Origin of the sequence: Leptospira paudalimensis, from assembly GCF_026151345.1 — a bacterium.
Classification (GTDB): Bacteria; Spirochaetota; Leptospiria; order Leptospirales; family Leptospiraceae; genus Leptospira_A; species Leptospira_A paudalimensis.
On the sequence record NZ_JAMQPR010000002.1, the window covers coordinates 149,366 to 171,121 of the forward strand.

The following is a 21,756-nucleotide window of genomic DNA, read 5'->3' on the forward strand; positions in this document are numbered from 1 at the left end:
CTAAGGATTTACTCTTAGATGAACATCATACTCATTGGGGCAAGAGGAGCGGGGAAATCAAAAGTTTCACGCTCTTTATCAAAACAAACAGAAATTCCAGTGGTGTCAACAGATTCCATCGCAGTTTATGAAGCTGGCGGTATTCCTATTCCTAAGTTTGTCGAAGAAAACGGCTGGAAGGTATTTCGTGAATTAGAATATTCTATTTTGCAAAAACTACAAAATGCAAATGGTATCATTTTAGATTGTGGTGGTGGAATCTTATTTGATTTGGATGATTTGGGGAACGAAGTTGTTAGCCAAAGAAAGTTGGACCTATTGCGGAAAATTGGTAGGATTGTTTACCTAGAACGCGGCATTGAAGAACTAGTAGAAAAGGTAAAAGGGGATAAAACAAGGCCCGACCTATCGAAAGTGACATCGTATCGCACCATTTTAGAAAAACGCCTACCTGTTTACCAGGAAGCGGCACACATTAAATTGAACTTATCCAAACTTTCGAAAGAGGAAGCAGTGGAACGGATCTTAGACTGGCTCGGACTCAAATCCAAATAAAGGAAAGAGGTGTTGTCGGTGATAAACATTGCGCTTATCAGGTTAAAAATTTTTAGTCGTCCGAATGACAGATAACTTTTGGTACGGTTCGGTAATCGCAAAAAAAAATTGATTCCAAGATTCAGGTAAGCCGAGCTTACTTTCATTACCAACTTCCACTTGATCCCCCACCTCCAAAACTTCCACCTCCTCCACTGAATCCACCACCCGAACCTCCTGATGACCCACTCCCACTACTTCCAGAAAATCCACCAGATGAAAAAAATACATTGTCTGTTACCTTCGATGCAATGTGTTTTACCCATTTCACTTTATCCCTTGTGAGTCGTACAAAAACAAAACCGAATCCATAAACCAAATTACAAAATAGCCAAGCAGAATAACCAAAGAACATAGTTGGAACCCATTGGAAGAATACCAATATGAAAAAGAACATACCAATTCCTTCCGCTTCATAATGAAAGGCCGAAATAAAAGCGAATAAAAACAAAACACCTATAAACAAACAACCTAGTGGGTATAAAAACCAATTTCCTTGGAAATCAAAACCTCGAAAGGATTTGAATTTTTGAAATAAGGATGGTTCTTCTGGAGTGACTCCAACTGTTGCGGTTTGTAAGAACTGTTCCAATCCCAATCGTATCCCTGTTGGGTAATCTCCTTTTCTGAAATGAGGGATCATCGTATCATAGATGATTCGTTTGCAATATACATCAGTGAGAACACCTTCTAAACCATAACCAACTTCAATCCGTACTTTTCTGTCATCAGTCGCAAGTAAAACTAGGACTCCATTATCCAAACCTTCCCCACCAAGTTTCCAGTTTTCCGCCACTTTTAAGCTATACTCTTCTAAGATCTCACCTTCGAGAGAATGTACGACAAGGATCGCCACTTGGTTTGAAGTTTGTTTTTCGTGTTCGGCAAGGATTATTTCCCACTCCAAAGCCACATCTTTAGGGATTGTTCCTTCTTCAAAAGTAACTCTCGATTCTAATTTAGGAATCTCTTTTGCGAGTAATCTGGAATGATAAGGAAGGAGATACAAAGATCCGAGTACGATCCAGACGGATATAAATCTGATTTTCATTGGCATAAGGTTAGTTGACAAATTCAAAAAAATCAAAGAGATTTTTTCGCACGTGGAAACAACATTTTTACAAAACTCAATTCTCATCCAAGGGGCAAATGTACATCCTTACGTACTATTATTGGGAGCGATTGTTTGGGGGATTCTCTCTCTACTCGGGATCCTTTTTTGGAAACACCCCATGATCGGTAAAAAAGGGATTCTCTTTTCCCTTCTCACGTTTACCCCACTCAGTTTGGTTTGTGTGAAATCGTATCAGGAAACCAATTCGTTTTCCTACCATGTACAAGTGGACGGAGAATCGAAACAGGTTCGGTTTGGAGATACTCAAGGAATGAATGATTTGGAAATTCCTTTTTCCGATTGGGTTTCATACCAAATCCATTCTGATGCAGAATCCAAAAAAGATGGTTGGAAATACACGGATACTATTTATCTCAAACATAGGTTAGGTTTACTGATTCCGGTTTCGACCATTACAGTTAGAAAATACACGGACAAATCAAAAGAGTTTAGCCGTTACCTAGATTTAAACCGGGAACTAAAAAAATTCTTCCGATTTATACCACTCCCCATTGAAGATGAGTTAGGTGACTCATTTTCTGGGCTACCCATCCCCTTAGATCCACCAAAGGCATTGGATTCGAATACATCACCTAACTTAGAATTTCTCCGTCCAAATTCGCTTTTCCCAATCCAATGGGAACATTCCATTTCGAATGCGAATTGGTTTTTTTCGTTTTGTTTACTTGCCGTTGGACATTTGGGACTTCTCATTTTACTTGCCAATCTTACGAACAAAGAGATGAGCAATATAAAAATGGGAGTTGTGATCCTTCTTGTGGGGTATTTATCCTTCGGAATCCAGTTTTACTTTTGGATTGGAAAAAAAATGGGAATGTCTTATCAAATTGAACGTTTGTCGGATGGTTATGCGTTATATGGAATCACAAAGAAGGGAAAAGAGAAATTACAAGAATGGAAACAAACCGAAGATTTGATGGTTCACCTAGAACTGCCCTCAAAATACATATGGGTCCAATCCCGAAAAAGTTACGAATCCACACGGTCGCTAGCAAAATCCCTTCTCGACCCGAATTCAGAACTAACTTCCACATTGAACCATACGAAGGATCTGTTCACCTCTTCACAAGCACAGCGCTGGGATTTAAGCGATCTTCCTATGGAAGTTGCAGTTCGCTTCTTTCTTGTACTATGCCAAAGATTAGACTCAATATAATATTGCTATTTATATAATCCGATTTAATATATAGTACACTAAACGATCAAACAATAAGCATTTTTATGCCTTTGCTTTTGCCTAAAAATAAATCATTTTGCTGAAAACAAATTAATTGGACAGTACACCCAAATTCTAAAACAAGGTACAGTAATTGCTTTAGTGTAGGGTACGTATGTCAAAATCCAACCAACCACCCATTCTTCCACCACTCGGCCCACAGGCCCAAGGTATGTATGATCCTGCCATGGACAAAGACTCCTGTGGTGTTGGTTTTATCGCAAACTATAAGGGCAAACGTTCCCGTGACATCGTAGACAAAGGGATCCGCCTTATGTGTAACCTCGAACACCGAGGAGCCGAAGGTGCTGATCCAAAAACGGGAGACGGTGCAGGGATTATGATCAACCTGCCAGATGCTTTTTTCCGCAAAAACCTACCCTTCACCCTTCCCAAAGAAGGTGATTACGCCGTTGGATTTTTATTCTTACCTCAAAATGCAGAAGTGAGAGCGGCCGTTGAAAACGTAATCGAAAAAATCATCATCGACGAAGGGGAAGAGTTCCTTGGTTTCCGCGATGTCCCAGTAAACAAAGAGTATGCGGGGGTTGTGGCTTCCAAAACCATCCCAGTCTTCAAACAAGTGTTCATCGGGAAAAAATCCAAAAAAATCAAAACATCAGATGATTTTGAAAGAAAACTATTCCTTATCAGACGACTCATTGACAGACGAATTCGTGCAGAACTCAAACTTGATCGTTCCCAATACTACGTACCTAGTTTTTCTTCCAGAACCATCGTTTATAAAGGGATGTTACTTGGAGACCAAGTCAAAAAATTCTACGAAGACCTAAAATCACCTGACCTCACTTCGGCCTTCTGTTTGACACACACAAGGTTTTCCACAAACACCTTCCCTACTTGGGATTTAGCTCACCCTTACCGACAAATTGCTCATAATGGTGAGATCAATACGTTACGTGGGAATATGAACTGGATGGCAGCTCGCCAAATGGTCATGCAATCTCCGTTATACGGTGATGAACTCAAAAGAATGCTTCCTATCGTAATGGAAGGCCAATCAGATACTGCAACTTTTGATACTGTTCTTGAACTACTTGTGATGGGAGGAAGGTCATTACCACACTCAGTGATGATGATGATCCCTGAAGCTTGGTCAAAAAACAAAGCGATGGACGCCGACAGACGTGCGTTCTACGAATACCACGCTACGTTTATGGAACCATGGGATGGTCCTGCTGCCATTGCGTTCACTGATGGAAGGATCATTGGAGCCACGCTTGACCGAAATGGATTAAGACCTGCTCGTTATATCGTGACCAAAGATGATGAAGTGATCATGTCTTCCGAAGCAGGTGTTCTCAATTTACCACCAGAAGAAGTCCTTGTCCAAGACAGACTTCGTCCAGGAAGGATGCTCCTCATCGATATGGAAAAAGGACAAATCCTTGACGATGAAGAAATCAAAAAACAAATCTCTACTCAAAAACCATACCGCAAATGGGTAGAAGACAATATGATTCGATTAGGTTCTTTACCAGAACCTGAGAACGTAAAACAACCACAACACGAAACCATTTTAGAAAGACAAAGAGCATTTGGTTACACACACGAAGATGTGTTTACTCTCATCAAACCGATGGGTGTTTCGGGAGAAGAACCAGTTGGTTCCATGGGAGTGGATTCCTCTCTTGCTGTCCTCAGTGAAAAACCACAACCCCTCTATCGTTATTTCAAACAAAACTTTGCTCAGGTGACAAACCCTCCAATTGATCCAATCCGTGAAGAATTGGTGATGGAACTCACAACATATATTGGTCCAGAAGGGAACCTTCTTTCAGAAGAACCAGAACATGCCCATAGGCTTGAGTTGGAACACCCGATCCTTACGAACGAAGATTTTGAAAAGATCAAACAAATCAGTGAAGGGCATTTTAAAGCGAAAACCTTTGATATCCTTTTTGATCCTTCTAAAAAACATGATATGCGTAACTCACTCGATAGAGTATGCGCGGATGCAGCAAAAGCGATCAGGGAACAAGGGGTAAACCTCATCATACTTACTGACCATGCAGTGGGAGAAAAAAAGGCAGCCATTCCTTCCTTACTTGCAGTTGCTGGACTCCACCACTACCTCATCCGAGAAGGCCTTCGCACAAAAGCAGGGATCGTTTTGGAATCTGGGGAACCAAGAGAAGTTGCCCACTTCGCATTGTTATGCGGGTATGGTGCAAATGCCATCAACCCATACCTAGCATTCGAAACCATTGCTGATTTGTCTCTCCAAGGACTTTTACCAGAAGTTCCAAACTACAAAGATGCAAAGAAAAAATACATCAAATCCATTGGAAAAGGACTCTTTAAAGTATTCTCTAAAATGGGAATCTCCACATTACAATCGTACTGCGGAGCTCAAATTTTTGAAGCTGTAGGACTTGATTCCGAACTCGTGAACACGTATTTTGCGGGAACACAATCAAGAATTGAAGGGCTTTCTCTTGAGATGTTGGAAGAAGAAACTGTCAGAAGGCACAAAGCTGCATATGACCCAACTTTTTTCCCTAACAACTTAGAACCAGGTGGAGTTCATTATTACCGTAAAAATGGAGATAGCCATCTTTACACTCCCATCACAGTTCATAAATTACAGAAAGCAACACAAGAAAACGATTACAAAACATTCAAAGAGTTTTCTGCTCTCATCGACAACCAAAACGAAAGAGCGATCACACTGAGAAGTTTGTTCCAATTGGACTTTGATGGATCAAAGGCAATTCCAATCGAAGAAGTGGAATCGGTAAAATCCATTCTCAAACGTTTCCAAACGGGAGCGATGAGTCATGGTTCCATTTCTTGGGAAGCACATACAACTCTTGCCATCGCCATGAACCGCATTGGTGCAAAATCCAATACAGGAGAAGGTGGAGAAGACCCAGTTCGTTTCAAAACCCTTCCGAATGGAGATAGCATGCGTTCGGCGATCAAACAGGTGGCATCTGCGAGATTTGGTGTGACCATGGAATACCTCACGAACGCAGATGACATCCAAATCAAGATGGCACAGGGCGCAAAACCAGGAGAAGGTGGACAGTTACCTGGACACAAGGTAGACAAATACATTGGATGGTTACGTTACTCCACTCCAGGGGTAACACTCATCTCCCCTCCTCCTCACCATGATATTTATTCGATCGAAGATTTAAAACAGCTCATCTTCGATTTAAAAAACTCAAACCCAAGAGCTCGTATCTCCGTAAAACTGGTTTCGGAATCAGGTGTTGGAACTGTAGCGGCAGGGGTTGCAAAAGCCCATGCGGATCATATCCTCATTGCAGGTCACGAAGGAGGAACAGGAGCAAGTCCAATTTCTTCCATCCACCATGCAGGAACTCCTTGGGAACTGGGACTTTCGGAAACCCACCAAACACTTGTTGCAAACGGATTACGTGATCGTGTGTATCTAGCAGTGGACGGAAAACTCCTCACTGGAAAAGACGTGGTTGTGGGAGCTCTCCTCGGTGCAGAAGAGTTTGGTTTCTCCACTTCTGCACTTGTTTCGGTTGGATGTATCATGATGCGTAAATGCCATCTCAATACATGCCCCGTTGGTGTTGCGACCCAAGATGAATTTTTAAGAAGTAAGTTCACAGGAAAACCTGAGTATGTTGTGAACTTTATGACCTTTGTTGCAGAAGAAGTTCGTGAGATCATGGCAAAACTTGGTTTCAGAACTTTCGAAGAAATGATTGGCCAAGTGGAAAAAATCAAATTCAAACGACCTCACCACCATTGGAAGGCTCGTGGACTTGACTTTAGCAAAGTGCTCCATAGACCAAACCCTGTATTCCCAACAGGTCTCTATCGTGCAAAAGAACAAAATCACCATTTGGATGAACAGATTGATAACGAACTCATTCGTAAATCCCTTGCAGCGATTGACCACAAACAACCTGTAAAAATCCAAACATCGATTGTGAACTTAAACCGTTCTGTGGGAACTATGCTCAGCCATGAAGTCACTAAAAAATACGGTGTGGATGGACTAGCAGAAGATACAATCGACATTGAGTTTACGGGAACCGCAGGACAGTCGTTTGGTGCCTTTGTTACAAAAGGTATGACACTTCGCCTGGTGGGTGAAGGAAACGACTATGTTGGGAAAGGACTTTGTGGTGGAAAACTTATCTTCCAAACTCCTAAAAATGCTCCTTACAAAGCAGAAGAAAACATCGTTATCGGTAACACATGTTTCATCGGTGCAACTAGTGGGCATGCTTATGTAAACGGTATGGCCGGTGAACGTTTCTGTGTGAGAAACTCTGGAGCCCATGTCATCGTGGAAGGAACTGGTGACCATGGTTGTGAATACATGACTGGGGGACGAGTGATCATCTTAGGTGAGATTGGTCGTAACTTTGCTGCGGGTATGTCAGGTGGAATTGCTTACCTCTGGGATCCAAAGAAAAACAAAGAAGCTCTCATCAACAAGGAAATGGTCGACTTAGATCCGTTAACTGAAGCGTCTGAAATTGCAGAAGTCAAAAAAATGGTGGAAGACCATAAAAAATACACTGGGTCCAAACGTGCAGAAGAAGTTCTAAACAATTGGAATGAAGTCGTAAAACAAATGATCAAAGTAATTCCGAGAGATTATAAAAAAGCCTTAGAAAAAATGGCTTCTGAAAATGGATCGGAAAAACAAAAAACAGAGGGGGTAACAACTCGTGGGTAAACCAACAGGATTTTTAGAATTTAAAAAAGAATACCTTCAAAAGATTGATCCGAAGGAAAGAGTTAAAAACTATAAAGAGTTTGAAAAACCTTTTCCTGAGGTTGTTGCCAAAGACCAAGGAGCTCGTTGTATGGACTGCGGGATTCCATTTTGCCATGGCGACACGGGTTGCCCTGTGGATAACCTCATCCCTGAATTTAATGACTTTGTGTACCGAGGTCGCTGGAAAGAAGCTTGGGAAAATCTTTCGAAAACGAATAACTTTCCTGAGTTTACGGGAAGGTTATGCCCTGCTCCATGTGAGTCAGCTTGTACCCTTGGGATCATTGAGCCACCAGTATCCATCAAGTCCATTGAACGAACCATCATTGACCGTGCTTGGGAAGAAGGATGGGTCATCCCACAATCTCCTGTTTCTAAATCGGGAAAAAAAGTAGCAGTTGTTGGATCGGGACCAGCTGGTCTTGCCGCAGGACAACAGTTAGCTCGTGCAGGTCATACAGTGACAATCTTTGAAAAAAACGATCGCATTGGTGGCCTACTCCGTTACGGAATTCCAGATTTTAAAATGGAAAAAAGACACATCGACCGCCGAATGAAACAAATGGAAGCGGAAGGTGTTACTTTCAAAACCAATGTGAATGTTGGGGTTGATATTACCGCAAAACAATTATTAGCTGAATTTGATGCGGTTGTCCTTGCTTGTGGATCTGAAGTGCCGAGAGACCTGCCTGTAGAAGGTAGAAATCACAAAGGAATCCATTTTGCAATGGAGTTTTTGACAAAAAACAACAAACACGTCGCTGGTGATGCGATTGAAATCATCAATGCAAAAGACAAACATGTGATTGTGATTGGTGGTGGTGACACAGGTTCTGACTGTGTAGGAACATCCAACAGGCATGGTGCAAAGTCCGTCACTCAAATTGAATTATTCCCTGAACCTCCAAAAGATAGAGACAAATCCACTCCTTGGCCTTTGTATCCAAAGATGTACCGAACATCCACATCTCACGAAGAAGGTGTGAATCGTAAATGGGCAGTTTCGACAATGGGATTCAAAGCCAATGAAAAAGGTGAAGTCACTGCAATTTACGGATCGGAAGTCAAAGAAGAAAACGGAAAGTTCATCCCAGTTCCTGGAACCGAATTCGAATGGCCTGCCGACCTAGTCTTTTTAGCGATGGGATTTGTGAACCCTGTGAAAGAAGGTTTACTTGCTGATTTACAAAAAGAAGGATTAGAACTTGATAATAGAGGGAATGTCAAAGCAGAATTTGGCACAAAAGCCGGATCCTTTGCAACCTCAATTCCAAAAGTGTATGCTTGCGGAGACGTAAGACGAGGACAATCCCTGATTGTATGGGCAATTTCGGAAGGAAGAAAGTGTGCAGACCAAGTGCACCATTTTTTGACTTCAGAAGTAGAAGCTTAAATTTTCAACAATCTCGCTTAAGGTCCACATTTGGAGCAAACTTTCTCGTAACAGGGATAATTTGTTTCCAATTGTGGATTCTGATTCATCTTCTCTTTTGCAAAAAAATTCTTGCCTAACTTCCAAATCGATAAAATCATAGGAGAGATTAATTGGAACGTAGCAAGTAACACTATAAAAATTGTTAAGTAATATTCCAACATTCGAGATTCCCTTGAAACTAATTGTAAAACAAATTGTAAAAATCGCAACACTTTTGGTACTCCTATCTACCAACGTCTCTGCAGAAAGCATCCTACTCAAAAAAGGAGGAACTATCAAAGGGAAAGTTGTAGAACAAGACCAATACAAGCTTAAAATCAGAAAAGAAGATGGAACCACTGTTGTTCTCAATAAAACTGAAATTTTAAAGGTCGTTTATAAAGACCAACTAACAGCTGCAGAGGAAGATAAACTCAGAAAAGCAGAAGAAGATAAAGAACGTATCAAACGAGAAAAAGAAGAAGCGGCAAGACTCAAAAAAGAGCAGGAAGAAGCAGCTCGTTTGGAAAAAGAAAACGCTAAAAACAATGCAGCTTTAGAAGCAGAAGCAAAACGTAAACAAGAAGAAGACGCAAGGCTTGCGGAGGCAGAAAGGAAAAATCTGACCCGAGCAGGAGCAACGTGGCGATCTGCTGTTCTCCCAGGATGGGGTCAGTGGAAACAAGGAAGAAAAGTGCAAGCGATTGTTTACCCTTCCATCATTGCCATTGGACTCTTTTTTACATATGACAAACACCGCATGTATCTAAATGCAAAAAGAGATTATAATAATTTAGATAATCCTTATACAACAAATGGACTCATCCGTGCTGCTTTCACACCACAAACGGCTGCTGTTTCTCCTGGAGAAGCTGTGGTTGCAAGCCAACTTGGGCCTTTTAAGGGGCAAAGGGAATCTGTAGAAAGGCACTACCAAGAAATGCAGTACATTGGGATTGCCACCTTACTTGCGTATGCTTGGAACATCTTTGATGCATATTACTTCCACCCTACAGGTTCTGGACTCAGTATGGAAGATACCAGGAAAGAAAAGTTCTTCCTCCATTCAACTGTAGACAGAGTTGGATACCACCCAACAGCAATCGCTGGTGACAGAGGTATTGAACATCGTACTCAATTAGGTTACGAAGTCACCTTCTAACCAGAATTATATTGATATCCCCACTCCTTAAATTTTAGATCAATTCTAAATCTCAAGTCCATCCTTGACAAAAATCAAGGGTGGAACATAGTCCATCTTTCCAGTTTTTCTTTCTTTTCTTCGTCTTCTTTGTATAAAGGATTAAGTTCTCTAAAGAAATAGAACTGATAAAGATTAAGGAGAGAAACATTGGCTACGGAAAAAACTCAATATGACGATTTTATCGTAAAAGGGTTTATCATTTCAGCGTTAGTCTGGGGCGTTGCATCAATGACATTTGGTGTCATAATTGCCTTCCAACTTGTGTATCCACAGCTGAATTTGGAATTACCTTGGACGAGCTTCGGAAGGTTACGACCACTACATACCAATGCTGCCATTTTTGGTTTTGCATTGAGCGTAATCTTCGCCACTGCTTATCATACAGTACAAAGACTTTGTCGCACAAGAATGTGGAACGACACTCTTTCCAAACTGCATTTGGCATTATACAATCTATCAATTGTTTTAGCTGCGATCACATTACCACTCGGTTACAGCCAATCAAAAGAATATGCTGAATTAGAATGGCCTATCGACTTACTCATAGTTGTATGGTATGTAATCTTTTTTGCAAACTACCTCATGACGGTACTCAAACGAAAAGAAGAACAAATGTATGTTGCCATTTGGTTTTACATTGCTTCCTTCGTAACAGTTCCCCTACTTTTCATTGTGAATAACATCGTAATCCCTGCTGGATTCTTAAAATCGTATTCGGTTTATGCAGGAGTATTTGATGCCAATATCCAATGGTGGTATGGTCACAATGCGGTGGCATTTGTTCTTACTACTCCATTTTTGGGACTTATGTACTACTACCTCCCAAAACACATCAAACAACCAATTTACTCACATAGACTCTCCATCATTCACTTCTGGTCCCTCATCTTTATCTACATTTGGGCAGGTCCTCACCACTTATTGTATTCACCAATCCCTGAGTGGTTACAAACAACTGGTATGGTATTTTCCATCATGTTATGGATGCCATCTTGGGGTGGTATGTTAAATGGATTTTTAACCCTCACGCAAGCCAAAGACAAAATCAAAGTGGATGCAACCCTCAAAATGATGTTAGCTGCCGTTACATTTTACGGTATGTCAACCTTTGAAGGTCCTCTTCTTTCGATCCGTGCGGTTTCTGCATTAGGTCACAACACAGACTGGATCATTGGTCACGTTCACTCTGGAACTTTAGGATGGGTTGGATTTATGTCTGCCGCTGCTTTGTATTACTTAGTTCCTAGACTTTGGAATGCAAACCTCTATAGTGAAAAATTGGCGAATGCACATTTTTGGCTCGGAACTCTTGGGATCCTACTCTACATCATTTCCATGTGGGTATCTGGTATTACAGAAGGATCTATGTGGAGAGCTGTTGGTGAAAACGGTGAACTCGTTTACAAAGATTGGGTCGAGATCGTTGAGTTCTTAAAACCATTCCGTTTGTTCCGTGCGATTGGAGGAACACTCTACCTAACAGGGATTATCCTTATGGTGTATAACTTTATCAAAACCATTCAAAACAAAGACAGTGGTTTTGTGGAACAAGACTTACGTATAGGAGTGAAATCATAATGTTTGGTTTTAACAAATTCTTAGATTGGTTTTCAGAAATTGCTGACCGTTGGGATACAAAAGGTGTCAAGTTTACTATTTATACAACCATTGCGGTTGTGATTGGTGGACTTTTTGAGCTCATCCCGCCGTTTTTCCTAACCAAAACGGTCACTCCAATATCCACTGTAAAACCATATTCAGCATTGGAGTTGGCAGGTCGTGATACCTACCAAAGAGAAGGTTGTATTGGTTGTCATACACAAATGGTTCGTCCTTTTAAATGGGAAGTGGATCGTTTTGACCCAACTAAATCTTACGGAAGAAATGGTTATTCCAAGGGTGGGGAGTTTGTTTACGACCATCCATTCCTTTGGGGTTCAAAACGTACGGGACCTGACTTAGCACACGAGTCACAAATGTTACGATCAAATGAGTGGCATAAAAACCACCTCATCAACCCTAGAACCGTAGGTGGTGTACCAAACTCCATTATGCCAGCCTATCCATGGTTATTCGAAGAGTCACACAAAGTAGATGTCGAACAAGTGGTTGCGAACATGAAAGCACTACGATCCATCGGTGTACCTTACACAGAAGAAGATTTGGCAAATGCTCCATCACTTCTCAAAGATAAAACTGAGGGAGATGCACTTGTTGCTTATTTGCAAAAACTGGGACGTGACTCTGCGGAGTTACAAAAAGGGATGAAGTAAAGTCATGAATGACGCCGACCTTCTCTTAATTTACAAAAGTTTGCGATTGCCGATCCTTGTGATCGCAATTGCATACATCACCTACTACGTTTATAAAAAACGCAGTAAAGAAGAAATGGAAAAACCCAAGTATCGAATGCTTGAGGAGGATTAATACGAATGAAAGAACCAAAAGAAGTAGACGGAATCTTCCAAGCCGACAATCCAATGCCACCTTGGTGGAAATTAGTATGGCTCATCAGTATCATCGTATCCATCGGTTATGTTGTATACTTTCACTGGTACTCAGATTGGCCACAAGATGTTGCTTTCGAAAAAGAAGTAGCTGAACACGAAACAAAGTTTCCAACAAAACAAGTTGTTGTAGCAAATCCTGAAGATGGCTCAAATCCATACCGTGATGATGCTGTTGCGATTAAAGAAGGTGAGAGCACTTACAAACAAATTTGCTCAGCTTGCCACGGCCCAACTGCAGAAGGTGCAGTAGGACCAAGTTTGGTTGATAAAGATTGGATTCATGGAAACACTGATAAAGAAGTGTTTAACAACATCATGAAAGGAATCGGACCAGATAGACAAAAACTCAACCGAGGTGGTATGCCAGCTTGGGAAGGTTTAGGTGCTGAGAAGGTATATGCTGTAATGGCATGGCTTGCAACAAAGAACAGTAGTTTGGTAAAGGCAAAATAAAGATGATCATATCAAGACCCCAATCAGGAAAAGTAAGGACACGTAGAAATATCGTTATGAGTTTTCTCGTGGGATTATTTTTAGTCGCACCTTGGGTGGTGTTACCAGAAGGTAGTCCACTCATCCGACTGGACATCCCGAAGAGGATGTTTCACTTGTTTGGTGGTCTTTTTATTCCACAAGAAGGACTGATCTTATGGTTTTTCCTTCTCACAATGGGATTGTCACTTTTCTTTTTTACATCCGTCATTGGACGTGTCTGGTGCGGATGGGGTTGCCCCCAAACCATTTATACCGACTTATTCGACCGAATTGGTCGGTTTGTTTTAGATTCTAAATATGGGAAAAAAGACGCATCCATTATAGGAAAATACACTGTGTATTTTTTATGGATCGTAGTTTCATTTATTGCTTCTTTTCACTGGATCGCATACTTTGTTAGCCCCTATGAAATGTTAGCTGACTACAAGAGTTTCTCAGCATTTTCCGAAACATATTTTTATTTTACCTTATTTTTTACTGCAGCGATGTTCATTGATATCGGGTTTATCAGAGAACAATTTTGTCGATATGCTTGCCCTTATGCAAGATTCCAAACCCTTCTCATGGATGAACATTCCTGGAATGTAACTTACGATTTCAAACGTGGTGAACCTCGTCGTGATGGAAAAACCAAAATCGGTGACTGCATTGCTTGTAATATGTGTGTGGTAGTTTGCCCAACAGGAATTGATATCCGTGATGGCTTACAAGTAGGTTGTGTTGCCTGTGGGAAATGTGTGGATGCTTGCACTTCTATCATGGCAAAAGAAAACAAAAAAACCTTAATCGGTTATTTTTCTCTCAAACAAATTGAAACTGGTGATAAAATCAAATGGGTTCGACCAAGAACCGTGGTCTATGCAATTTTATTAGGTGTGGTTCTCACAGGGGCAAGTATCCAACTGCTCACAAGAATTCCGATGTCAATGATTGCTGCTTCCAATAAATCAATGCCCCCTATCCTCATTCCAGATAATAAAATTAGAGCCTTCATAGCACTTAGAATTCAAAACATTGCTCCAGTCGAAAAAGAATTCCAACTCACTGCTTTTGATACAAGGCATGGAAAGGAGATACTGATTCGATCAGGTGAAGAAAACAATCAATTCACATTAGGTTCAGGAGAAATCAAAAGCATATCTGTTGTGTTGGAAACGCAAACCCTCTCCGAACAGGAATTAAACGAAGGATATTTACCTGGTTCCATCGTTTTAAAAAACACACAAGATCCAGATGAAAAACTAGAGAAAAAACTATCACTGTCTCTACCGAGGAAATAATTATGTTCAAAGACTTACACCCTAGTTTACGCAATGCAATGTATGTAGTATTGTTTAGTTTTACTGGCCTCGTGGCAGCAACATTTTATACGATACGCCTTACTTACAAACATTTTGAACCAGTCATGGACAAAAACTATTATGAAATCGGTTTGAATTATGAAAAGGCGATCGAGAATCAAAAAGAATTGATCAAACAAGGTTACAAATTATCTACCAATTGGGACAAAACAACAATTCTTCCTCTAGGTGATTTAGAATTAACAGTGACTTTAAATCAAAACGAATCATTTGTGAAAGCAGATTCAATGTATGTCATACTAGAACGAAATGCAACTACCAAAAACACAACTCGATATGATTTAAAACCATCTGATCTCACTTTCACTGGGAAAATTCCATTAAAAGAATCGGGCACTTGGAACATGAGGCTGATTGCAAACATTAGCGGGAAATCCTTTGAACGAGAAGGTAAAATCATAGTTAAATGAAAGAGACAACATCACAAAACACAACAACAGAATGTGACCACTGCGGGAATCCCATTCGATTGGTTCGTATCGAATCCAAATTGGGAGACGAAACAAAGGTTTTCTGTTGTGAAGGTTGTGAAACTGTTTATTCCATAATCCATTCATTGGGTGGAAGTTATTATTATAGCCTAAAAGGAAATACAAAACTCAGCCCCGTTGAAATCGAAGAAAATGAAACAGAGGTTGAGAATGAATTGGTATACCAAAAGTTCGTAAGGCCTTCAGGAGAATTTTCAGAAGTTTCAATCCAAATCACGAACATCCATTGTTCTGCCTGCGTTTGGATCAATGAAAAAGTTTTGAATGAAGAAGAAGGAATCCTTTCTGCTCAAATCAACTTTGCATCTGGACGTGCAAGAATCCGATTTGATAAATCTAAGATTAAAATTTCACGTATCCTATCTCTAATTCGTGCCATTGGATATAAACCAATTTTGTTTTCCCCTACTGAAGGGAATTTACAAAAGTCAAAACAACTTAAGAACTTATTACTTCGAATTGGCGTAGCCGGATTTTGTTTTGGGAATATCATGATTCTCAGTGTTGCATTGTATTCTGGATACTTCACTGGAATTGATCTCAATCTCAAACGTATGTTTCACTATGCCTCTTGGGTTTTTGCAACTCCTGCTTATTTGTATTCAGGGTTTCCTTTTATGTCGGGGTTTTTAACAAGCATTAGAAGGCGAACTCTCTCCATGGACTTCCTTTTATTTTTAGGAATTTCGATGGCTTATTTTTATTCTGTTTTTGTCACCTTAACCGATAAGGGAGAAGTGTATTTCGATTCCGTTGCGATGATTTATTTCTTTATTTTAATAGGGAAATACTTTGAAGAAAAGGCAAGGGTATTTGCTTCTGATAAATTAGAATCCATTCTTTGTAAACTTCCAGAAACTTCAGTTCGTATCAGTGAAAATATTGAAACTACAATCCCTAGTAGCGAAATTAAGTTAGGTGATAAAATCCAAGTTGCTCCAGGTAAACGTATCCCTGTCGATGCAATTTTATTGTCGAAGGAAACCTATGTTGATGAATCGTTTTTAACAGGGGAATCTGTTCCGATTCGAAAACAAACAGGAGATTCCATTCTTGCTGGTTCCCTCACAATGGACAATCCAGCTCTTATCCTCGCCAATTCTGATTACCATGCATCTACATTGTCTTCGCTGAAACTCCGTTTAGAGGAAGCATTGCACTTAAAACCAAAAATCCAAATCCTAACGGAAAGAATTGCCTCTTATTTTATTTCTGTCGTTTTCCTATTGGCATTTATTTGTTTTGGAGTCTGGATGTTTGTCACGAATGGTAATCTAGAACAGAGTTTGGTCACTACAATTTCTGTTCTGATTGTTGCCTGCCCATGTGCCTTAGGAATTTCAGTTCCCACTGCCCTTGTCACAAATCATATTCTAAATGCAGAAAAAGGTGTACTTTTAAAAAATCCGTCTGTTGTGGAATCTTTAGCAAAGGCAAATACAATCTATTTGGACAAAACAGGGACACTCACGGAAGGGAAATTCCTTGTTCGTTTGGTGACAGTTTCAGAAGATCACCTACCATTTGTTTATCGAATCGAAAAGGAAATTAACCATCCCTTAGCCAAATCTCTCGTAAAGTATCTTTCCCCTTTCCATTTGGTGAAGGAAAAAGCAAAAGAAATGGATCTTGTCCAATTACAGAATCTCCCAGGACAAGGTGTCAAAGGAACTATCCTTTGGTTGGGGAAAGAACATTCGGTTCTTATTGGAAACCAAACTCTTTTAAAAGACCAAAATATAACCATAGATTCCCATGCTGAAAAAGAAGGATCGATCATCTACGTTGCCATTGATGGTAACATGTTAGGACAATTTGTTCTAGCAGATGAAGTAAGACAAGGTGCTCATTCATTTGTGACCTTACTGAAACAAATGATTCCAAAAATAGCCATCCTTTCTGGGGATCGTTTCCTGGCAGTAAAGTCCATAGCAAATACATTGGGGATCCAACAGTTTTATTCAGACCTTTCTCCCGAAGAAAAAGCTAATATCATCCAAGATTCACAAAACAAAGGCAATGTGGTCATTATGGTGGGTGATGGAATCAACGACAGTTTGTCTTTGGCTAGAGCAAATGTTTCCATTTCTCATACGGAAGCTGAAGATATGTCACTCGAAAAATCAGATGTTGTACTAACTTCTGGAAATTTAAACGGACTCATTCATTCCTTACTTTCAGCCAAAAAAACAAAGGAAGTCATATTGCAGAACATTATCATTTCTTTCTGTTACAATTCGATTATGTTACCACTTGCCATGTTTGGTTTGATGTTACCCGTAATCTGTGCAGTATTTATGGCTTGTTCTAGTTTGACAGTTCTCATCAATTCGTTATCAATACGGATAAGGATCCCCAAATGGAAGCCCTCTATTTAACCATTCCCATGGCAATGTGTATTGCTGGTTTCTTTTTATATGTATTTGTTTTGGCATTTCGAAAAGGCCAATTCGAAGACATTGAGTCACCCAAATATAGAATGTTCTTTGAAGAAGAGTATTCTGTTCAATCAAAAGTGGAACCTACTTCAACAAAAACAGAAGACAAAAAAAATGGACCAACTGACAAACCTTAGTTTTTTTGTTTCTATCATTATCTATGGTTTACTCAGTAGTTTTCACTGTGCCTTGATGTGTGGACCGTTTATTTCTCTCCTGCAAACATCGAATCCATCTAAACAAATACCCGTGATTCTCTATCATTTAGGCCGGATGGTATCGTATTCTTTTTTAGGAATCGTGTTAGGATTGATTGGCAAAGGAGCAAACGCATTAGGAGAACTCAAGTCCATCCAAAGTATTGCAGGAACATTTACCTTTGTCCTATTACTCTTTTTTTTAATTCGGATGCTTATCCTACCTACAAATTCTAAATTTGGAACCTTGCCAAAAGGGATTTCCAATGTACTACAAAAAATCCGTGAAAAAACAAATCTGAATGGTTTAGGGTTTGGAATTGGAATTCTCAGTGCTCTCCTACCCTGTGGTGTTTTATACCCAGCATATGCCGCATCGTTTGCAACTGGAAGTGCAGTTACAGGGGGGCTTGTGATGTTTTGTTTTTATCTAGGCACAATCCCAATGCTAACAGGCTTAAGTGTTGTTATGGGGAAAATTCGAAAATACATTCAACCCAAGTGGATTCCAGTTTTTGGCACTGTGATCATTCTCACTTCACTTGGGTTTTTACTCTTCCGATTGTTCTTTCATGCCCACTCGGAGTCTTGTGATCATTTGATCTAAAAGTTATGCCCTTCCTCGAAAGTACTTTTCTTTAAAGTGACTGACGACACTTGGATTGATTTTAGTTTCGATTGTACTTCCAATCACAGCGATGAGTTTTTTGGCTAAAACACGGTCATGGTTGGCTAACCATCGGCGGTATTCGGTGTTCAAACCCGATTCACCCACAAGGATCACTTCATTTGGTGAATTTAAAGTTTTGGTGATTTCTGCAAAATCCCATTTGTCAGTTTCCTTCATTTTTTCCCAGGACTTTGATTCCATGTGATCTGATTCTAACTTGATCATCTCAATTCGTTTTTTGTTTAAGTAGAGAATGCAAGCGTTCATTTTATGTTGTTCCTTCCCAAATTATGACGAAACAATTGAATAAAATATACCTAATTCTTCAGTAAGATGCCTCCAAATTGTACTGATATTTATCAATGACAAATATCAATCAAAACTCAAACTCACGAGCGATTCAGAACTTAGTTCTTCGACCAAATAACTCATGTTACTGATCATTTCGTTGGGTTCAATCACCCATTGGTGAAAGGTAAATGAGGACAAAATGAGAAAACTAAGCCCAAATGAGACAACTAGGTTTCGATTCTTACGTTGTGTTCGCACCTTGGTTTCAATTTTACGAACAATACGCGATTCAAAATCAGAATCATTCAATAATTCTTCCCATCTTTTATGATTCTTGGAATTCATTTTTCACTCCTGGCAACGATTTTCGAATCCATTCTTTTGTACGAAACAATCTGGATTTTACAGTTCCCTCTTTGATGTTGAGTTCGTTTGCAATTTCATCCATTGATTTACCTGATAAATACAAACGTACTGTCTTTTGGTATACTTCTGGGATTTTTAGTAAGGTAGATTCAATCCATTCTTGTTTTAAAATGGAATGATTCTCATCTGATTGGAACAAGTTCGATTTGTTTTTTTGCAAATATCGTTTTGCTTTCTCTTCTTCTCGTAATCGTTTTTCGTTCATACGTATAGCTTCATTTTTTGCAATCGTGTAAATCCAAGTGGAAATCTTAGATCGACCATCAAATCCACCTTTTTCGAGGGACTTAAAAACACGGAAATACACTTCCTGAACTACATCCTCGGTGGCATCGTCAAAACGATCGATGAGAGTGTCACCGATCGTTTTTAAAACCAAGTATTTGGTTTCTTTGACTACAGATTCGAAGTCAAAATTTGCCATGTTTTACTCTTCAGGTGATTGGTGACGAGATGCAAATTTTTCTACGAGTTCTGCAAATTTTTCCCTTTGTTCTGGTTTTAAAACTGCATGGAACTCAACAAGTTTTGTTTGGAAAAACTTACGCATTTCTTGGTGGCGTGTTTCTCTTTCTGCACTCATTTTGTCGAGATACTTGGTATCAATTTTTTCAGAACGAATCTGAGTTGCCAATTCTTTGGCCCAAGATTCATGTTTTGGTTTCATCTCTTTGTGTTTGGCGATGAGTTCTGCTTTGATACTTTCTAGTTTTGCTTTCTGAGCATCGTCTAAATCTAATTTTGAAGTGAGTTTAGATGTCACCCATTCGATACGTTTTTCAAAGTCTTTGTGACCACGGCAATTTCCAAAGGCAAACGCCATAACCGATACAAGACCAACTGTCGTTGTGATTTTGAGGGCTTTTTTAAGAGAGATCATAAAACCTTCCTTTTTAGTTTTGAGAATATGACCCGGAAGATTTTGAATTGGTTCCCTGCTCTAAAAAAAAGAGCAGGAAAAATATGGGAAGATTTTAGAAGCTTGGGAACGGATCTCCAGTAATATATCCATCTGTTTTCAAATCCTGGCAGGATATAATATTTGTGATCAAAGATCCAAGTACAAAACCTTTGAATCCAGTAATGTCATCGATGCATTGATCAACATCTGCTTTTACATAATATTTATCTGATTCAATTTTTGCAATATCGGAAGCGAGTAATGTGATAAGTGAAATCGCAGGTCTTCCTGCCAATAGAGTTGAATTAACCAAATCGGTTTGGATGGCTGCATCCGTGATTCGACCCGCAGCGACAGAACCTTTTTCCCTATCAATTGTTGCACCAAGTGGATTTAAAACCAAACAGTTGGTGAAAGAAAGTGCGATGGCACCTAAAAGCAATTTTTTTAACATATTGAATCCTTTTACGATTGTTTGTTCTCATTTGAAAATCTAGCTTTCGAATATCAAGAAAAAACTAATCGAATTGATAATTTAACAGCTATCAATCGCCAACAATGAATGTTGTTAGATACCACTGCCCATTCTTTTTTTCGAAAAAAGCTCTGTAGTCGAGAGGACTACGGATGAATCGATCACAAACAAATCCGGCTTTTCCCTGAGGTGTACAAATCTTTTTCCAATTACAATTACTTTCCTTTTCCAGTCTCCTTCCATCCAAATCATCAGCCTCTGACTTAACAATTTGGTAACTGAGTTGGGCAATCACCTTTGATTCTTTTGATGCATCCTCTCTTACATTTACATTTTTACCAATGATGAGATAATGCGAAAAGGGATCATAATCACTTGGGAATGTTTCAAAAAAATAAGGAGCTACCATTTGGCCTTCCGCATTTTGACGTAAACCTAACTGGATCGTATCGTTCATTAAATTCCAAAAATCAGAATCATTCGGTTTTTCTGTCAGTTGGAATGATTTTAAAAATTCTTTTTTGCCAGTTTCTGGACCAAACGTAAAATGGATGTCTTTGTCCAAAAAAGATTCTAAGGATTTTCGATCTTTTGATTTTAAGGTTTTTAAAAATTTGACTTTGAATTCCGAAAAACTTTTGTCTTTCGATGAATGGTCGATAGGTGACAAAACTTTCGTAACAAAAGGTTCACATGGCAAAAGGACCATAGGAGAAAGGAAAAGAAGGGAAATAGAAATGTACTTCAACATATACTTGGCAATAAATTTACTAGATTGAGTCGAAGAATCAATTCTTTTTCGTAACGGATTGGTAGGAATTACATTGTTTAGAAAGACCCAAATTGTCTCGAATTTCTTCTAATGTACGTTTTTTGCGTTTTAACTCACACACTTTCAAAAACAATTCTTGGTATTCTTTATCCAATTTTTCGCCTTCTTCATCTTCTTCAGTGAGAACAAGTTTTGCAATTTCAGGACAACTCCGTTCTGAATCCGGTAAAAGTTGATAAATCGTTTTGACTGTTTCTTCTTTCTGTTTGCAAGTCACTTCCAAATTTGTCTTTTCAATACCAAATAGAAAGATGGAAAAAAATGGAAGGCTAAAGTAAAAAAATAAGAATGTGAATTTCTTCATGCAGAACATAAATCTTCTTCCCAATTCTTTTTGGTCTAGTATCTTTCGTTCTCAATTGGAGAAATTC

Annotated in this window: 22 protein-coding genes; 14 read left to right on the plus strand and 8 right to left on the minus strand. The window is 39.5% G+C overall.

Annotated elements, in window-relative coordinates:
- Positions 1–18 precede the first annotated feature (18 nt).
- Entirely contained in the window at positions 19–555 is a 537-nt protein-coding gene (locus ND855_RS17715; RefSeq protein ID WP_135637862.1) for a shikimate kinase, read from the plus strand.
- Between the two features lie 145 nt (positions 556–700).
- Here the strand turns inward: ND855_RS17715 and ND855_RS17720 are convergent, their stop codons facing one another.
- Entirely contained in the window at positions 701–1,651 is a 951-nt protein-coding gene (locus ND855_RS17720) for a TPM domain-containing protein (RefSeq protein ID WP_265359546.1), read from the minus strand.
- Between the two features lie 46 nt (positions 1,652–1,697).
- Between ND855_RS17720 and ND855_RS17725 the strand changes: the two genes are divergently transcribed.
- From ND855_RS17725 to ND855_RS17785, 13 genes are all read left to right on the plus strand, one after another.
- The gene (locus ND855_RS17725; protein ID WP_135637864.1) at positions 1,698–2,885 is read left to right on the plus strand and encodes a hypothetical protein; all 1,188 of its coding nucleotides are present in this window, start codon (positions 1,698–1,700) and stop codon (positions 2,883–2,885) included.
- A 175-nt stretch (positions 2,886–3,060) separates the two neighbouring features.
- Positions 3,061–7,638: a glutamate synthase large subunit gene (gene gltB, locus ND855_RS17730; protein WP_265359547.1), complete on the plus strand. Its 4,578-nt coding sequence runs from the start codon at positions 3,061–3,063 to the stop codon at positions 7,636–7,638.
- The gene (locus ND855_RS17735) at positions 7,631–9,073 is read left to right on the plus strand and encodes a glutamate synthase subunit beta (protein ID WP_265359548.1); all 1,443 of its coding nucleotides are present in this window, start codon (positions 7,631–7,633) and stop codon (positions 9,071–9,073) included. Before gltB ends, ND855_RS17735 begins: the two co-directional genes overlap by 8 nt.
- A 214-nt stretch (positions 9,074–9,287) precedes the next feature.
- Entirely contained in the window at positions 9,288–10,256 is a 969-nt protein-coding gene (locus ND855_RS17740) for an LA_0442/LA_0875 N-terminal domain-containing protein (RefSeq protein WP_265359549.1), read from the plus strand.
- 189 nt (positions 10,257–10,445) lie between these two features.
- Positions 10,446–11,876 (plus strand): cytochrome-c oxidase, cbb3-type subunit I, encoded by a 1,431-nt coding sequence (ccoN, locus tag ND855_RS17745; RefSeq protein ID WP_108961164.1) that lies wholly within the window; start codon positions 10,446–10,448, stop codon positions 11,874–11,876.
- On the plus strand, positions 11,876–12,571 hold the full coding sequence (ccoO, locus tag ND855_RS17750; protein ID WP_265359550.1) for a cytochrome-c oxidase, cbb3-type subunit II: 696 nt from the start codon (positions 11,876–11,878) through the stop codon (positions 12,569–12,571). Before ccoN ends, ccoO begins: the two co-directional genes overlap by 1 nt.
- Before the next feature lie 4 nt (positions 12,572–12,575).
- Entirely contained in the window at positions 12,576–12,725 is a 150-nt protein-coding gene (locus ND855_RS17755; RefSeq protein WP_100715964.1) for a CcoQ/FixQ family Cbb3-type cytochrome c oxidase assembly chaperone, read from the plus strand.
- 5 nt (positions 12,726–12,730) lie between these two features.
- Positions 12,731–13,261, plus strand: a complete 531-nt coding sequence (locus tag ND855_RS17760; RefSeq protein WP_100715965.1) for a c-type cytochrome — start codon at positions 12,731–12,733, stop codon at positions 13,259–13,261.
- Between the two features lie 2 nt (positions 13,262–13,263).
- Entirely contained in the window at positions 13,264–14,583 is a 1,320-nt protein-coding gene (ccoG, locus tag ND855_RS17765) for a cytochrome c oxidase accessory protein CcoG (protein WP_265359551.1), read from the plus strand.
- Between the two features lie 2 nt (positions 14,584–14,585).
- On the plus strand, positions 14,586–15,074 hold the full coding sequence (locus ND855_RS17770) for a FixH family protein (RefSeq protein WP_265359552.1): 489 nt from the start codon (positions 14,586–14,588) through the stop codon (positions 15,072–15,074).
- On the plus strand, positions 15,071–17,533 hold the full coding sequence (locus tag ND855_RS17775; protein ID WP_265359553.1) for a heavy metal translocating P-type ATPase: 2,463 nt from the start codon (positions 15,071–15,073) through the stop codon (positions 17,531–17,533). The genes ND855_RS17770 and ND855_RS17775 overlap by 4 nt, the downstream gene beginning before the upstream one ends.
- Positions 17,515–17,730, plus strand: coding sequence for a cbb3-type cytochrome oxidase assembly protein (locus tag ND855_RS17780; RefSeq protein WP_265359554.1), 216 nt, complete (start codon positions 17,515–17,517; stop codon positions 17,728–17,730). The genes ND855_RS17775 and ND855_RS17780 overlap by 19 nt, the downstream gene beginning before the upstream one ends.
- Positions 17,708–18,397 (plus strand): sulfite exporter TauE/SafE family protein, encoded by a 690-nt coding sequence (locus tag ND855_RS17785; RefSeq protein ID WP_265359555.1) that lies wholly within the window; start codon positions 17,708–17,710, stop codon positions 18,395–18,397. The genes ND855_RS17780 and ND855_RS17785 overlap by 23 nt, the downstream gene beginning before the upstream one ends.
- Positions 18,398–18,400: 3 nt before the next feature.
- On the opposite strand, the gene ND855_RS17790 is transcribed toward ND855_RS17785, so the two are convergent.
- From ND855_RS17790 to ND855_RS17820, 7 genes are all read right to left on the minus strand, one after another.
- Positions 18,401–18,727 carry a hypothetical protein gene (locus tag ND855_RS17790; RefSeq protein WP_265359556.1) on the minus strand — a complete coding sequence of 109 codons (327 nt, stop codon included), beginning with the start codon at positions 18,725–18,727 and terminating at the stop codon, positions 18,401–18,403.
- 105 nt (positions 18,728–18,832) lie between these two features.
- Positions 18,833–19,096, minus strand: a complete 264-nt coding sequence (locus ND855_RS17795) for a hypothetical protein (RefSeq protein ID WP_265359557.1) — start codon at positions 19,094–19,096, stop codon at positions 18,833–18,835.
- Positions 19,077–19,601, minus strand: coding sequence for an RNA polymerase sigma factor (locus ND855_RS17800; protein WP_265359558.1), 525 nt, complete (start codon positions 19,599–19,601; stop codon positions 19,077–19,079). Before ND855_RS17800 ends, ND855_RS17795 begins: the two co-directional genes overlap by 20 nt.
- 3 nt (positions 19,602–19,604) lie before the next feature.
- Positions 19,605–20,057 carry a Spy/CpxP family protein refolding chaperone gene (locus tag ND855_RS17805; protein WP_265359559.1) on the minus strand — a complete coding sequence of 151 codons (453 nt, stop codon included), beginning with the start codon at positions 20,055–20,057 and terminating at the stop codon, positions 19,605–19,607.
- A 94-nt stretch (positions 20,058–20,151) separates the two neighbouring features.
- Positions 20,152–20,532: a TIGR04452 family lipoprotein gene (locus ND855_RS17810; protein ID WP_265359560.1), complete on the minus strand. Its 381-nt coding sequence runs from the start codon at positions 20,530–20,532 to the stop codon at positions 20,152–20,154.
- A 91-nt stretch (positions 20,533–20,623) separates the two neighbouring features.
- A complete protein-coding gene (locus ND855_RS17815) occupies positions 20,624–21,304 on the minus strand; it encodes an SH3 domain-containing protein (protein ID WP_265359561.1) in 681 nt (226 codons plus the stop codon).
- Between the two features lie 37 nt (positions 21,305–21,341).
- Positions 21,342–21,698: a hypothetical protein gene (locus tag ND855_RS17820; protein ID WP_265359562.1), complete on the minus strand. Its 357-nt coding sequence runs from the start codon at positions 21,696–21,698 to the stop codon at positions 21,342–21,344.
- Between the last annotated feature and the right edge of the window lie 58 nt (positions 21,699–21,756).